General features: G+C 53.5%; 12 protein-coding genes. 10 read left to right on the top strand and 2 right to left on the bottom strand.

The window, feature by feature from the left end; genetic code table 11:
• Positions 1–561 precede the first annotated feature (561 nt).
• The 10 genes from WHS46_06600 to WHS46_06555 all read left to right on the top strand — a co-directional run bounded on the left by WHS46_06600 (position 562) and on the right by WHS46_06555 (position 12124).
• A complete protein-coding gene (locus tag WHS46_06600; protein ID MEJ5348341.1) occupies positions 562–1089 on the top strand; it encodes a hypothetical protein in 528 nt (175 codons plus the stop codon).
• 282 nt (positions 1090–1371) lie between these two features.
• Positions 1372–2553: an ABC transporter substrate-binding protein gene (locus tag WHS46_06595; protein MEJ5348340.1), complete on the top strand. Its 1182-nt coding sequence runs from the start codon at positions 1372–1374 to the stop codon at positions 2551–2553.
• A gap of 93 nt (positions 2554–2646) precedes the next feature.
• A complete protein-coding gene (locus tag WHS46_06590; GenBank protein MEJ5348339.1) occupies positions 2647–3549 on the top strand; it encodes a branched-chain amino acid ABC transporter permease in 903 nt (300 codons plus the stop codon).
• Between the two features lie 5 nt (positions 3550–3554).
• Positions 3555–4538, top strand: a complete 984-nt coding sequence (locus WHS46_06585) for a branched-chain amino acid ABC transporter permease (protein MEJ5348338.1) — start codon at positions 3555–3557, stop codon at positions 4536–4538.
• 3 nt (positions 4539–4541) lie between these two features.
• On the top strand, positions 4542–5402 hold the full coding sequence (locus WHS46_06580; protein ID MEJ5348337.1) for an ABC transporter ATP-binding protein: 861 nt from the start codon (positions 4542–4544) through the stop codon (positions 5400–5402).
• A gap of 78 nt (positions 5403–5480) precedes the next feature.
• Entirely contained in the window at positions 5481–6212 is a 732-nt protein-coding gene (locus WHS46_06575; protein MEJ5348336.1) for an ABC transporter ATP-binding protein, read from the top strand.
• Positions 6213–6434: 222 nt separating this feature from the next.
• Entirely contained in the window at positions 6435–7760 is a 1326-nt protein-coding gene (locus WHS46_06570; protein ID MEJ5348335.1) for a phenylacetate--CoA ligase, read from the top strand.
• A gap of 17 nt (positions 7761–7777) precedes the next feature.
• Positions 7778–9637 carry an indolepyruvate ferredoxin oxidoreductase subunit alpha gene (gene iorA / locus WHS46_06565; protein ID MEJ5348334.1) on the top strand — a complete coding sequence of 620 codons (1860 nt, stop codon included), beginning with the start codon at positions 7778–7780 and terminating at the stop codon, positions 9635–9637.
• Positions 9638–9731: 94 nt separating this feature from the next.
• Positions 9732–10346, top strand: a complete 615-nt coding sequence (locus tag WHS46_06560; protein MEJ5348333.1) for an indolepyruvate oxidoreductase subunit beta — start codon at positions 9732–9734, stop codon at positions 10344–10346.
• Positions 10347–10702: 356 nt separating this feature from the next.
• Positions 10703–12124, top strand: coding sequence for a hypothetical protein (locus WHS46_06555; GenBank protein MEJ5348332.1), 1422 nt, complete (start codon positions 10703–10705; stop codon positions 12122–12124).
• Between the two features lie 3 nt (positions 12125–12127).
• Here WHS46_06555 and WHS46_06550 read toward each other — a convergent pair whose 3' ends face one another.
• Together WHS46_06550 and WHS46_06545 are read right to left on the bottom strand one after the other, a co-directional pair.
• Positions 12128–13528 (bottom strand): adenylate/guanylate cyclase domain-containing protein, encoded by a 1401-nt coding sequence (locus tag WHS46_06550; GenBank protein MEJ5348331.1) that lies wholly within the window; start codon positions 13526–13528, stop codon positions 12128–12130.
• 85 nt (positions 13529–13613) lie between these two features.
• The gene (locus WHS46_06545) at positions 13614–15074 is read right to left on the bottom strand and encodes a diadenylate cyclase (protein ID MEJ5348330.1); all 1461 of its coding nucleotides are present in this window, start codon (positions 15072–15074) and stop codon (positions 13614–13616) included.

The following is a 15074-nucleotide window of genomic DNA, read 5'->3' as shown; positions in this document are numbered from 1 at the left end:
GTTAGAAACCTGCTTGAAGACTTATTTCATTCATACCCGTTGCAGGCAAACCTTTTCACGATGCGCCGAGGGTGGGTCCTCGTGTTGTGCATTTTGTTTTCGGCGCATACTAGAATCTTGCTTGCAGCGCTTTGGCCTTAAGGAAAAACCCGAGGGCATCCCTATAGCACATGTGAAGTGAACTCAAGAGAAAAAACGGCTTTGTTTTGTGGGAAGTAGCCTTGTCCGTTCATGCCGTCGGACGAACTCGAGCCGTCTTCTGCAGGACAGACTGAAGAGTCGGCCTTCAAAATCCATGTGGCCCAGCGTGGACATAGGGCGCACACACCGATTCGCCCTTACGAAGGATCTCGGAAATTCTCCTGACTTGCGGAGGGGTTCCTGGACCGTTCCCGAACATCACGAGGCGTTTCACGATCCCTACGAAAGGTGAGTCGAACGCTACTCCTAGGCAGCCGAACAATGTTTTCGGAAAGCCTTCTAGACATCCATGACGAAGAGTCTTAGATAGTTTGGGTAATCATCAAGATTTTCGTTCGTTCACAAAGGAGAATGCCGCCCATGAAAGAAGCTCTGCAAGTCAAACCGTGCATGAAAGTCACCATTGATTTCACCCTGAAAACCATATCCCCCGACGGCACAGTGACCGAAGCACCTCCTGGAACGTGCACCTTCGTCTATGGTGTGGATGTGCAATATCCATCGGTGGAAGCGGCTATCATGAACAAAAAAATCGGGGACCGTGTCTCCGTCTATGTGCCTCCGGAAGAGATCTTCGGTCCCTATGACCCTGAACTGGTTCGAGAATTGCCGAGAAGCGACTACAAGCCCGAGCGGCTGAAGCCGGGCAGGGTTTATCGAGAGATGCGCAACCGATGTCTTGTGGAATTTTTGGTCCGAGAACTTCGAGATGATGTGGTTGTGGCCGATTTCAACAAACCTGGTGCGGGCACCTACGCCGAATTCGACATCGAGATCAAGGATATCTGCGAGGCATCCAAGAGGGAATTACGGCCGTCTTGCACCGGTGGAGGGCGCTTGGAATTTTTCCCTGATAAAGGTGCACAAGGATCAAGAGTTTCAGCTTGACACAGGAACGCGGGAGCAGGTAAACGAGAGGCGAAAAGGGTTCCGATGGACGGGCAGGGTTTCATGAGGCAGAGGAGCATCATGGTTTTTTCGGTTTCCCGGCGATATGACTATTACGGCTACGGCTACCTCAGGCGGTCTGCCCGTCGGTGACGTCGACACTCCGCCAAGTTAGCCGTGGGCAGACCGCAGATCCAGGTTTGCCCACGGCTTTTTTTGTTAGGGCCGTGGGATGTTCCCACGGCCCTTTTTTGTCACTCTGGGCACAGGGAGGATGAAGGGATGAAGGCAAAGCAGCGTTGGGTGTGGAGTGTCCTTGGTGTGGTGGTACTGTGCGGGTGGGCTGTCGGCCTCGTGCAGCCGAAGGGGGTTCATGCGGGAAAAGAACCTTACAAGGTCGGTGCCGTTTTTGCCATTACTGGAACGGCTTCTTTTCTCGGGGAACCGGAAAAGAAAACGGCGGAAATGATTCGGGACGAAATCAACAGCCAAGGAGGTATCAACGGCCATCCTTTGGAACTCATTATCTATGATGATGAGAGCGATGCCACCAAGAGCGCGCTGGCGGTCAAGAAGCTTATCAAAACGGATCAGGTCCCGGTGATTATCGGGCCTACCCAAAGTGACGCCAGTTTGGCCGTGGTTCCCATCGTGGAAGAGGCGCAAGTGCCTCTCATCTCCTGCGCGGCCAGCTACAAAATTGTGGAGCCGGTGGCCGAACGACGCTGGGTTTTTAAGGTTGCAGGATCCGACAAGCACGTGGTGGGAAAAATGTACGATTACATGAAAGCTAAAGGCATTTCCAAGATCGGTATCATGACCGCTTCCACGGGCTTTGGAGCCAGCGGCCGAGAGGAACTCTTGCGTCTTGCCCCCGAATATGGCATCACGGTGCTCGCCGACGAACGGTACGGCCCCAAAGATACGGATTTGACGGCCCAATTGACCAAAATGCGTGAAGCCAAGGTGGAAGCCATTGTGAACTGGTCTGTGGGACCGACCCAGGTGCTGGCCGTCAAAGGGTGGCGGGACTTGAGAATGGAAAACATTCCTTTGTATCAAAGCCACGGCTTCGGCAGCCGCAAGAATCTGGAATTGGCAGGAAATGCCGCGGAAGGTGTCCTGCTGCCGCTGGCTCGGGTGAATGTCGGCCCGCTGCTTCCGGACACGCACCCGCAAAAGAAGGTCATCATGGCCTACACGGAAGCGTACGAAAAGAAATATAACGAGCCGGTTTCTTCCTTCGGTGGTCATGCCTGGGATGCCCTGCACTTGGCCGTCGCCGCTTTGAAAGCCGTGGGGCCGGATCCGGCAAAGATTCGCGACTTTTTGGAAAACACTCAAGGTTTTGTGGGCCAGCACGGTATTTTTAATTTCTCGCCTCAGGATCACAATGGCTTAAGTAAAGATGACCTGGAAATGGTTGTAGTGAAAAACGGCGATTGGGCTTTGGCTCCCTGGTAAAAAGCAGGGGCAAGCTTTCAAGCCGGCGTGCCGACACATGCGGTGACGAGCACGCCGGCTTTTTTGAGGAAAAACCGAGCTAAGGGCGTCTTCATGGGCGACTTTTTTTACGGAGCGGCATGGCTTCAGTACGCACTGGGTGGCATAACCATTGGTGCCATCTATGCCCTGGTGGCCATCGGATACAACATCATTTACAACGTCACTGAAATCATCAATTTTGCCCAAGGTGAATTTGTGATGCTTGGGGGGTTGTTTGGGGTTTTTTATCATCAGACGTGCGGTTTGCCTTTGGCGCCCGCGGTGTTCAGCGCGGTACTCACGGTGGGAGTTGTGGGGTTGTTTTTGGAACGATACGTGATACGGCGAGCTCGCCACGCCACGGTTCTTTCCATGATCATTGTCACCATCGCCTTTTCCATTCTGCTGAAAGGTGGGGCCATGCTGGCCTGGGGCAAGGATCCTCACAGACTTCCGGCTTTCAGCGGCACCGGAGCTTTTCTCTGGCACGGTGTGGCCGTGCAACCTCAAGCTCTCTGGGTATTGGGAATCAGTGCTTTGGTTGTGGGTATCTTAACCGTCTTTTTTCGTAAATCTTTTTACGGCAAAGCCATGCTGGCTTGTGCCGACAATCCCAATGCCGCGAGACTTGTCGGAATTCCCGTGCGCACCATGGTGATGCTGTCCTTTGTTTTGAGCGCCACCGTAGGGGCTGTGGCCGGGGCTGCCATCTGTCCTATCACCCTTATGGAATATGATCGTGGCGCTTTGCTTGGGCTCAAGGGTTTTGGCGCCGCTGTCCTCGGAGGACTCGGGCAGTTCTCCGGGGCTTTGGTAGCCGGCCTGCTCTTAGGATTGTCGGAATCCTTTTGCGCCGGTTATCTCTCCTCCGGTTACAAGGACGCCGTGGCCCTTGTGTTGCTCATGTTGGCGCTGTTCTTTAAGCCGGAAGGCCTGTTTGGAAGCAAAGAGGCCGCCGGGCTGAAGAGGTTTTAGGCGCCATGTCTCTTCGGGAAAAGACCGCCTTTGGTGCCCTGACCATTCTTCTCGCCGTATTCCCGTGGCTCGCCGGGATTTCTCGCTCTTTTTCCCATTACACGGACGTCATGATTTTCGCCGGCATCTTTAGCCTTGTGACGCTTGGTTTGAGTCTTCTCATGGGATTTGCCGGACAAATCTCTTTGGCTCAAGCCGCCTTTTTCGGTATCGGCGCCTACGGTTCGGGAATTTTCACAGTGCATTTTCATTGGAATCCTTGGGCCGCCTTGGCAGCCGGAGCCTTAGTTGCCGTCGCTATCGCTTGGCTTGTGGGAAAGCCGGCTTTACGCCTTAAAGGGCATTACCTGGCCATGGCCACCTTGGGTTTTGGGGTCATTGTCCACATTATCATGAACGAAGAAGTGGATTGGACCGGAGGACCTTCGGGGTTGGGAGGTATTCCCGGACTTTCTGTCGCAGGTCGAAAACTTACGGGGGATATGGCCTGGTTTTACCTGGTTTGGGGCATGGTTCTCCTCGTTTTTCTGTTTTCACGCCATGTGCTTCATTCTCGTGTGGGCAGAGCTCTGCGCGCCATTCACGATGACGAAAAGGCAGCAGAAGCCATGGGGGTTCCCGTGGCGACCCTCAAGGTGCAAGTGTTTATGTACAGCGCCGTTACAGCGTCCATTGCCGGAAGTCTTTATGCCCACTACGTTTCCTTTCTTTCACCGGGATCTTTTGATTTGATGTGGTCCATTCGGTTTGTGCTCATGGTGGTGGTCGGTGGAATGCAGAGTCTGTGGGGCGCCTTGGTGGGGACCGTGCTGTTGACGTTCGTGGGGAACGAATGGCTTCAGGTTTTCGCCGACTTTGAAATCCTTGTCTACGGCGGCATTCTTTTGATTGTGGCCCTGTTCGTTCCGCAAGGGTTGGTGGTCTGGCTTCAAGGCATGGTTGGACGAAGACGTGGCCTGCGTGAAACTCACTCAGATGGCGGCTCATGACCCATGGGCGAAGGATCCTTATCATCATCGACCGCACCCATTTTAGAACTCCATGAGGTGCATATGCACTTCGGGGGCGTTGTGGCCCTTAAGGGCGTGACCACTCAAATCCCTCGAGGCATCATTCAATCGATTATCGGACCCAATGGAGCAGGCAAAACCACACTGCTCAATTGCATCAGCGGTCTGCTCAAACCGTCTTCCGGCACCGTGCTTTTTCAAGGGGAGCCTGTTGAAGGAAAGCGTCCCCACGAAATTGCACGACGAGGTTTGTCCCGCACCTTTCAGCATGTTGCTTTGTTTTCGCACATGAGCGTGTGGGAGAATGTAATGGTCGGGCGCCATGCCCGGACCCGTTCAGGGTTTTGGGCCGCAGGATTTCGGCTGCCGTCCATGCGCCGTGAAGAGGCCAGAATTCGTGAAGAGGCCGAAGCCTGGTTGGTTTTCGCAGGACTTCAGGAGGCTCGTGATTTGCCTGCGGGAGCCCTGCCTTTGGGGAAGCAAAAGATTTTGGAGATCGCTCGAGCCCTGGCGACGGATCCCATTCTGCTTCTACTGGACGAACCCGCGGGGGGATTGAATACGCGGGAGACGGAAGAACTTGGAGAATTGCTTCGAAGGATTCAGCAAAAAGGGATCACGGTGGTTCTCGTGGAACATGACATGAATCTGGTGATGGATATTTCAGACCGGGTTTTGGTGCTCCATTTCGGCCAAGTGCTGGCCTCCGGACCTCCACGGGAAATTAAGGACAACCCAAACGTCATTCAAGCGTACTTAGGAGAAGAGTGGGGAAACGGGAACAGTGGACTCCAAAAAAGATCGTCTGCGGACAACGATGAACCACGAAAAACAAGGGCTTGATTCCATCAGCCGTGCGGGCAGAAGAGCCGTGTTTCATAACATCCAAGTCATGAGTCGTTCCGTAAAGGGAGTAAAACTGTGCTGACGGTCAAAAGTCTGCACGCCTACTACGGGAATATTCATGCCCTTAAGGGGGTCTCCCTTCATGTGCGCTCCGGTGAAATTGTGGCCCTGATCGGCGCCAACGGTGCCGGAAAGACGACCTTGGTTCATTGCATCTGTGGGCTTCTTAAACCCACCAAAGGCGTCGTGCTTTTTGAAGACACGGACCTAACGCAATTGGCTCCTGAAGATGTGGTGCACAAGGGTGTTTCTCTTGTTCCTGAAGGGAGACAGATTTTTGCCACCCTATCCGTGGAAGCCAACCTGGAAATGGGCGCTTTTGTTCACCGAAGAGATCGCTATGGCATGCGCCGGGACATGGATCGGCTTCTGGACAGATTTCCTGTCTTAAGGCAAAGGCGGCATCAGTTGGCAGGAACCTTGAGCGGTGGAGAACAACAAATGCTTGCCATTTGCCGAGCTTTAATGGCACGGCCTCGGTTTCTTCTTTTGGATGAACCCTCCATGGGATTGGCCCCCTTGATTGTCCGGGAAATCTTCGACATTATTCTGGAACTGCGAAAAGAAGGACGGACCATTTTGCTCATTGAACAAAACGCTCGTGCTGCCCTTCAGATTGCAGATCGAGGCTATGTTCTGGAAACCGGAAAAATCGTCTTACAAGGCGACGGCCGGGACCTTTTGGCCCATCGTGAAGTCCAAAGGGCTTATTTGGGCAAAGGGGCCAAAGAGATTTGGGATGCCTAAAAAGGCTTTTCAAGGATTGATGGTTCAAGGGTGTGAAGGAATACTGCTATCGCACCGATTTTTTTGAAAAGAGTAGACCATAGCGTCCGCCTGGCTTTAAAAGGCCCGAGCTCTACGGGGATGCTTCACGAGCCTGTCACCTGGTCCTATAGTCTTTGAAGCGTGCGCAATGGAGTTTTCAGAATATAAAAAAATGCAATGGGTCCGTTTGAGGGGACAGCCATGACACCGGATACGGTTTCAATTTGGGAACCGGAAAAGGAGTGCCTAGACCTGGAGGAGCTGCGTCAGTTGCAACTGGAGCGGCTTCAGGCCACTTTGAACCGGGTCGATCGCAATGTGGCCTTTTATCGAAGAATGTTTCGGGACATCGGCTTTGTGCCTGAAAATGACTTAGGGGACTTGGAGGATCTCAGAAGGCTTCCCTTCACCACTCGAGACGACGTGAGCAACAGCTACCCTTACGAAATGTTTGCCGTTCCTCTTCGAGAAGTTGTTCGAGTGCATTCGTCTTCGGGAACATCCGTCAACCCTCGGGTCGTAGGCTACACCAAGCGGGACCTCAAGAATTGGGCGCAGCTGGTGGCCAGAATCCTGGCTTCGGCGGGACTGACGCATGATGATGTCATTCAGGTGACCTTTGCCTATGGATTGCTTACGGGAGGTTTAGGCATTCATTATGGGGCGGAGCGATTGGGAGCCTCGGTGCTTCCCACATCGGTAGGGCGAACCGAACGCCAGATCAAGATCATGCAGGATTTTCGCACCACAGCCTTGGTCTGCACGCCTTCCTACGCTTTGATCATTGCAGACACCATGGAAAAACTGGGAGTGGATCCCAAGAGGTTAAGCCTAAGGCGTGCCGTGTGTGCCGGAGAACCATGGACGGAGGAGATGCGCCGAGAGATTCAGGAAAGACTTTTTGTTACCGCCACGGACAATTACGGCATCAGTGAAGTCATGGGACCCGGGGTTGCCGGAGAATGCCTTGAACAAAACGGCATGCACGTCCAAGAGGACCACTTTCTCGTGGAAATTGTGGATCCTGTGACGGGAGAGCCCTGTGAGCCTGAGCAAATGGGGGAACTGGTCATCACGACACTGACCAAAGAGGCCTTTCCGGTGATACGTTACCGCACGGGGGACCTGTGCCGACTTCTTCCAGAGCCGTGCCCTTGTGGAAGGACGTTTCGAAGAATTTCCCGCATTGAAGGCCGCTGCGACGACGTGGTGGTCATCAAGGGCATCAACATCATTCCTGAGCGTATTGGGGATGTCTTGGAACAGGTCAAAGGGGCAAGGCCTCCTTATCAGGTGGTGGTGACACGCCAGGGCCATATGGATCAGCTGGAAATATGGATAGAGGTTACGGAACAACTGTTTTTTGACAAGATGAGGGAGCAACGAACTTTAGTGGACGAAATGCGCCAAAAGGTGGCCAACTTTATCGGCTTGGTTCCACGGATCAAATTGGTGGAGCGAGGTTCTCTGGTGCGGGAACATGGGAAAGTGAAACCCTTTGTGGATTATCGACGCACGACGACGTAAAGGAGGAGGCGGCCGACATGCATGACCTGCTGATCGGGACTCGAGGTGAAAAGAAATTCCTTTTAGGCAATGAAGCTATCATTCGCGGAGCCGTTGAAGCCGGAGTGGGCTTTGTCGCTGCTTATCCTGGAACGCCGTCTTCGGAAATCATCGACGGCTTCGCCGCCTTGGGTCCTGAAATCGAAACAGAAGTGGAATATTCGGTGAACGAAAAGGTGTCTGTGGAATCCGCTTGTGCTGCGGCTCAATGCGGCGTGCGCAGTCTGGTGTCCATGAAGCATGTAGGGCTCAACGTGGCTTCCGATGCTTTCATGACTTTGGCCTATGTGGGCGTTAAGGCAGGTATGGTCATTGTCTCGGCCGACGACCCTTCCCTTCATTCCAGCCAGAACGAACAGGATAACCGGTATTTTGCTAAGATGGCCGGGGTGCCCATGTTGGAACCGGCCACACCCCAGGAGGCCAAGGACATGGTGGTGACCGGTTACGCCTTGTCTGAAAAGTACGGACTTCCCGTCTTGCTGCGAACCACGACTCGAGTCAACCACTGCCGAGGCCCCGTCACCCTGGGAGACATTTTTCCTGGAAAATCGAAAGGCACCTTTACCAAGGATCCATTCAATCTGGTCGTGGTCCCCATGGTCGGGCGAAAGCTGCACCTTAAGCTTTTGGAAAAACATGCCCAGCTCAAAGAAACGTCGGAAACAAGCCCCTTTAACACCGTGGAAGGCACCGGGCCTTGGGGCATCATCTCCAGTGGTGTTTCGGCACTCTACGTTCAAGACGCCGTGCGGGAACTGGGGATCAAGGAGCGCGTCCGTTTTCTAAAGCTCGGCATGACGCACCCTTTTCCCGAAAGGCTTGTTGCAGAATTTTTGAGCGGCCTCGAAACCGTGCTGGTGGTGGAGGAACTGGAGCCGTTCCTAGAAGAATCCGTGCGGGGGATTGCTCAAAAATGTGGATTTCGCGGAAAGATTGCCGGAAAAGAGTTTGTGCCCAGGGCTTTTGAGTTGGACACGGTGCTGGTGAAGAAGGCTGTCAGTAGGTTTTTCGGGGTTGCGTTTCAGGATCCTGAGCCTTTGGCCGTGCCCCAGGATCTACCGGCTCGTCCTCCCAACCTATGTCCGGGATGTCCTCATCGGGCCACTTTCTTTAGTGTCAAAAAGGTCTTCGGCGATGAAGCCGTCTATCCGACGGATATCGGCTGCTACACCCTGGGGCTTTTACCTCCTTTGCAGATGGCCGATTTCTTGATCTGCATGGGATCCAGCATTTCCACGGCCGGAGGTTTCAGCCGCGTGTTGGATCGACCGGTCGTGGCTTTTATCGGGGATTCCACCTTCTTTCACAGCGGTATCACGGGGCTTATCAACGCCGTGAACCATGAAAGAAACCTCCTTTTGGTGATTCTCGATAACGGCACCACAGCCATGACGGGCCACCAGCCTCATCCCGGTGTGTGGCTCACCAAGGAAGGCAAAGGACAAGCCAAGGTGGATCTGGAAACCTTGGTGCGCGGATGCGGCGTGAAAAAATTGGCTGTGGTCAACCCCTTGCAAGTAAAAAAGACCCAGCAGGTTCTGCAGGAAATGAAAACCGGCATGAAAGAGGGTGGGGTTTCCGTCCTCATCAGCCGATCCCCCTGCCCGCTTTATGAGCGTCGAATCCTTGGCACGAAACAAAAAGTCGTGTTCCAGGTTACAGGCGATTGTCGTCCATGCCGAGAAGATCTGGCGCAGCTTGGCTGTACCGCCTTTGTGTGGACTCAAGATCGAGGCGGCGAAGCCTGTGTTCGCATCAATGAAGTTCTGTGTGGAGGCTGTTCCGTGTGCGCTCAATTGTGTGACGCCATCAAACCGAAGAAAATCGAGGCCTGACGGTCCGGTGTTTCTTTTTTTTAAGCAGCTTTCTTAAGAGATCCAACCAACCAAAAGGCTTGAAATGGATAAGGCTGCACAGGAGGATGAAACGGTGACGACAGAAAAAAATGGGCGCTTTCATGGTCTGCGCCTTTTCTTTACAGGGGTGGGAGGGCAAGGAACCCTTTTGGCCACGCGATTGGTGGGAGAGGTGGCTTTGGCCGCGGGACTTCATGCGAGCATGAGTGAAATCCACGGTATGGCCCAACGGGGCGGTGTGGTGGAATCTTCCGTCGTGGTCGGAGACATTCAAGCCCCCATTGTGGGAGAGGGCCAGGCCGACGTGCTGGTAGCCTTTGAACCCTTGGAAGCTCTGCGGGCTCTCAATCGGTGCCATCCCAAAACCTCTGCCGTGGTCAGCATATCACCCATCGTGCCTTTTACGGTGGCGGCCGGACAGGGGCGTTATCCCGATATCGGGGATGCCGTCAAGTACCTTAAGGAAAAATTGGCAAAGATTGTCACGCTGGATGCAGAAGCATTGGCCCGTGAAGCCGGTTCCGTCAAGGCGGCCAACATGGTGGTCATGGGAGCCGTAGCGGCCATGCAGGTGCTTCCTATTGCCAAGGAAGCGTGGGACGCTTGCCTTCATCGGCTCTTTTCGCCCAAACTGTACGATATCAACCAAAAGGCCTTTGACCTGGGCTTCGCTAGAGTCTGTAGCTAAAAAACTATGCAACGGATTGCCGAAAAGTGCAATCCGTTGCACACCTCCCTGTGCGGCCATGGTCACTTCAAGACCCTGAAGCTCGTTCCAAATCGTGCCAGGGTTCTCTTCCCAGGACATGGAGGTCCTTCATGAATCGTTTGTAAGTGTCTTACTTTTAAGGAATTTAGCCATTTGACAGTAAAATGGAAAAAGCCGGGTTGCAGCTGACAAGGTTGTGCGGTGTTTGGTATGGAATGTGCATCGAACCTTTATGGGCAAGAAGTGCTTATTGACCTTCTGAAAGTTTCCGATTAAACAGGTAGACTTTGGTGATGGAAGGTTGTTGAGATTATGAGACCGAGGGGTAACACGGCATGATTATTGGTCACGATATTCTCGAGAAAACCTGCAAGAACATGATCGAGACCATTCTGCTGTGTTTGGATCATGCGACCAAGGGAACCGTTTACCGTATCGGTCCCATGCCCGAATTGCGTTCCGTGAGGGTGACTTCCGGCATTCGAGAACACGGCAACGGAACCATTCACTGGGGGCTTCCAGCTGTCTCGGACTACAATCCACCGGGAAAAACCTGGGAACAGTATCGAGATCGTCCCGGCCGCGCCTTGGAAGCCATGGCATGGTGCGTGGAACGGCAAAAGAGCTGGACGGCGGACAATCCATATGAAGATCAGCGCAGTGTGCGCAAGCAGCTGAGTGGAGAGCCTGAAGACTGGCACCACATGGAGCCGGTTTTGGTGAAAAAGACGGATCTTTACGGAGACGATCTTACCGGCCTTGAATATCCGCTCAACTGGAAAGGCTCGCCTATTTGGCAAGACACGGACTACGTGGTGGTGGCGGTCATCAAGATACATTTTTTGCCGCACACCATTCAACGAGGGGATCGTGCCACCAAGGTGATCAAGAAGCTTTCTCGAATTTTGGGAACCGAAATGTTCTCGCTTCATATTCGGGAAACCCTGAACCAGGTGCAAAATGAAATGGCCCTTCAACGGTTCGCTTCTTGTAACGCTTTGGCGCATGAGCTTCGTAACACTTTGATGAAGTTAAGTTTTATCTTTTCCGCCATCAACGCCGAGGTGGGTTTTCTTCGAGAACAGTGGGAAGAAGAGATTCGAAAACACGTGGCAGGCCTTGAAGACAAGACCTCGCTTGTGCGCCGCCTGAATGAATACATTGAAGGGCGTCTGCACTCACTCAACGGACAGGGGGATCTCGCGACCTTGGGGCGCGATCTCTTGGCTGAGCAAAGAGAGTTTTTGGTGACACCTCTGTTGCCGGAACAAGCCGTCAATTGGATCGCCATGAAGATTCAGCCCAAATGGGAACGCCTTTTGAGGGAGACCTCGGTGTGGAATGATCTGAGCCGTGAAATTCAAGGGGTTTTGGAGCGGTTAAAGAGCGCCGTGTGGCTGGGAACCGACGAGGCACTGGCCGATCGTCTTGAGCATTTGCCGAAAGAGGTGCGCACCTTGTGGCCTCAGGTGGCTTACGTGGAATTTTCCGCGGAAAAGCTGCCCATGTTGGAGCAGGTTCTCGAGCTTTTGAACCACCCTGGGATGGATGTGCCTCATAAGAAACACACTCAAAAAGTGCTCTCCAGCTTAAAAGCCTTGGCGGAAATCATTCCTGACATGGAAACCCGCACGAACCGTATCTTGGAATTCATGAAAAACGGCTCGGCAAAGAACCTTCCCGATTACTGGCGTCCTCTGTTGCGATCCGAGGAAATGTCGGGACCTTCGGTGGAGCTTTCTCCTCAGCAGCCGTAAGAATCACTCTTTACGTCCTTTTTTTGTCCTCCACATGGCGTCGAAAAGATCTGCCAGTTCCCGCATCTTTGGAGCTTCCACGGCGTCAGAGTGCACGTAGACGAAATACCCGGATCCTTCTTCGATAATTCGATGGCTGTGATTATCGGCATGAAAGCCGAGGTATTCATAGACGTGCACGGGCTGATGCAGACCCTTCAAGGGCATAGGACCTAGGTCTCGAGCCTGAATCTTGTCCGCCACCAGCGTGTAGGTGGCTCGGCTGATCAGGATCTGGTCGGGTTCGGCGATTTGTTGCAGCCTGGCCGCCACGTTGACCTGGGAGCCGATAGCTGTGTAATGAATCCAGTGTTCCGACCCAAAGCTTCCAACCACGCTCAGCCCAGTGTGCACACCCATGCGCACTTGCAGGGCGTGAGGATAGCCTTTCTGGGTCCACTTGTGGTTGAGGACCCTGAGTTTATCTCGCATGGCTGCGGCCATTTGCAGGCACCGGTGCGCGCCTTCCGCCGGGTCCATATCATCGGGAGCTCCAAAGAGGACCATGATGCCGTCTCCCATGAGCTTGTCCAGAGTGCCCTTGTGCTCAATGACAAGTGGGATCATGGCGTGAAAGTACTCATTGAGCTGCTCGGCCGTTTCCTCAGGCTCCATGGTGTCTGTAATGGTGCTGAAACGACAGATGTCCGAAAAAAAGATGGTAATCTTCCTGCGCCTGTGTTCGAACAGAGAGCCACCTTCTTCCCTGGTCAGATGTTTCACCAAAGGATCGCTGACAAACCGGGCAAGCTTTTGATTAAGCCTTGTGATTTCCCGATCTTTTTCCCTGAGCTGCGCGATGGATTCCTTGAGATGGGCTTTTTGGGAAGCAAACCGATCCAGAAGCACAGCCAGAAACACGCACACCGCCAGGAAAGCCCCGATACGGACAACTTCTCGAAGATAGTCCGGCCTGTGTCCATCCATGCGGCTCATGAGGACAAGAAAAGCGAGATAGAGAGACATGTAATAGCAGGCCGTCAGAAGAACACATCGAAAACGCACGTGGCCGGCTAGAAAGAAAAAGCCCATAAGCCATCCTATAAGCATGAGGTCGCGGGCCGTGCCGACAGCATAAAAGCCGTAGGCGGCGACTGGAGCGAAAAAGAACCAATTGGGTATAAGCACAAAGTGAGGGTCAAAACGAAAGAGGGAATCCCATCCAAGAAGGACCATAGTCCAACCGATGAAGTGAGCCAAAGTTGCTGCTGCGATGAAGATGCCGATTTGATGGAAGGTAATGTCACTGTAACCGAGTTTTTTGAGAAGAACGATGGTGGCCGAAGCCACCACCCATCCCAGGTAGCCGATCCATAAGGCGCTAATCTTTCGTGATCGTGCCGAGTCGGAAGGTGTGATGGTCATGGCAGCACCTCCTTCTTAAGTCGCCAAGAACCATCCCTTGGGCAGCGTCTCACGCTCTCAACGTGGGCCGAAGGCTGAAAAAGCGTTAACCCTCCGGTGGTCCTTTCTTTTCCGAGCGTTTGGTCATGGTAAAACGAATTTCGACACGCTCTTGAGCCGGATCGGCCAGCTTCAGGGAAGCCGGTGTGATGATGAGGGGGACGACGAGGGAGCCGGATTGGGTGAGGCTGTCCACACGTACGGGCGCCGTGTAAAAGGTATGAATGCCTGCTAGGAGCGTTTTGCCGCCCAGCACTTGAACTTCGGATGGGACGACTTGCACGTCGGTAATCAGGATGTTGTCCGGAAGCTTTCCTGTCCAGTCTACCTGCACGGGAACAATTTTAGTCCCTGGAACGTCCAGAGTCACTTCCAAAGTGGCCGGGTTGACGCTGTTGAGGAAAAGTCCTGGAGGCATCTGAATATTTTCCTTGGTGATGGGAAAGACATTCAGACCTTCCACAGCCTTGGCAAGATTGATTCGAACAGTGATCTGTTCGGGTCGCAAGGATTTCACAATGGCGCTGGATCCATGAAACTGCAAATGGACCTTGTTGGCGGAAGTGTCCAGGATTTGAAATTGGGCCGGACGATTGACGAATTCTACGGGCACGTCCAGTTCCATAAGGGTATCTCGGCCTCGAGTGAACCCAAGCCAAATGGCGCTTATGATAAAGAGGGAGAGCACCCCGGCGATGGCCAGTTTGGTCATTTCTCTCTTGCGGTATCGGGGATCGCGCTGTTGCTCGATGCCCAGATGGTTTTCCAAAATGTGAATCAATTCTTCGGGTTGGCCTACCGGCTTGATCCAGGAGTCTTTGGCGGCGGTGACCCGTCCACGTTCTTCGGAGACGGCCACAACAAGAGCGTCGGAGCGTTCCGCAAGACCGGCGGCGGCGCGGTGCCGTGTGCCGTAAAAGGTGGGCAGGTCCGTTCTTTGGGACAAAGGCAAAAGGACTCCCACTTCCGTCACCTTGTCCCCTTCTACAATGGCCGCTCCATCGTGGACGGGATTCTTGGGCCAAAAGATACTCATGAGCATTTCCTGAGACACACGTCCATCCCACGGAATGCCGCCGTGAATCAGTTCTCGAAGGTCTTCCTTGCCCGGAAAAACTATCAGGGCGCCCATACGTTTCTTGCCCATGTGGAACAGGGTATCCACCAGCACGGTGACCGGGGAGGACTTTTCTTCCAAAGGGGATCCCCAAAGAAAGTTCTTGAGGTTACGAGCCTGCAGGGCAGTACGGATTTCGTTGCGAAACACCACGATGATGATAATGGCGGCGGCAGCCGTAATGGCTTGAAGGGCCCAGCTGGTCAGGATCAGACCCAAGGAGGCGGCTAATTCCTGAATGACCCAGAGGGAAGCGATGCCTGCCAGAATACGGAAAGCGTTGGTGTGCCGAAAGAGAACGTAGACTCGAAACAAGATGTAGCTGTTGATTAAAATGTCAACCACATCCTGCCATCGAATAGACGAAAGAACCAGAAGAATGGATCGCAT

Origin of the sequence: Desulfosoma sp. (assembly GCA_037481875.1) — a bacterium.
In the GTDB taxonomy this organism is placed as follows: domain Bacteria; phylum Desulfobacterota; class Syntrophobacteria; order Syntrophobacterales; family DSM-9756; genus Desulfosoma.
The sequence above is the reverse complement of the archived record's forward strand: the minus strand, read 5'-3'. Positions and strand labels throughout refer to the sequence as shown.

Coding starts and splice junctions, on each gene's coding strand:
- WHS46_06600 (MEJ5348341.1), top strand. CDS start 562: ATGAAAGAAGCTCTGCAAGTCAAACCGTGCATGAAAGTCACCATTGAT.
- WHS46_06545 (MEJ5348330.1), bottom strand. CDS start 15,074: ATGCGATCCATTCTTCTGGTTCTTTCGTCTATTCGATGGCAGGATGTG.
- WHS46_06595 (MEJ5348340.1), top strand. CDS start 1,372: ATGAAGGCAAAGCAGCGTTGGGTGTGGAGTGTCCTTGGTGTGGTGGTA.
- WHS46_06585 (MEJ5348338.1), top strand. CDS start 3,555: ATGTCTCTTCGGGAAAAGACCGCCTTTGGTGCCCTGACCATTCTTCTC.
- WHS46_06550 (MEJ5348331.1), bottom strand. CDS start 13,528: ATGACCATCACACCTTCCGACTCGGCACGATCACGAAAGATTAGCGCC.
- WHS46_06555 (MEJ5348332.1), top strand. CDS start 10,703: ATGATTATTGGTCACGATATTCTCGAGAAAACCTGCAAGAACATGATC.
- WHS46_06570 (MEJ5348335.1), top strand. CDS start 6,435: ATGACACCGGATACGGTTTCAATTTGGGAACCGGAAAAGGAGTGCCTA.
- WHS46_06590 (MEJ5348339.1), top strand. CDS start 2,647: ATGGGCGACTTTTTTTACGGAGCGGCATGGCTTCAGTACGCACTGGGT.
- WHS46_06580 (MEJ5348337.1), top strand. CDS start 4,542: ATGGGCGAAGGATCCTTATCATCATCGACCGCACCCATTTTAGAACTC.
- iorA (MEJ5348334.1), top strand. CDS start 7,778: ATGCATGACCTGCTGATCGGGACTCGAGGTGAAAAGAAATTCCTTTTA.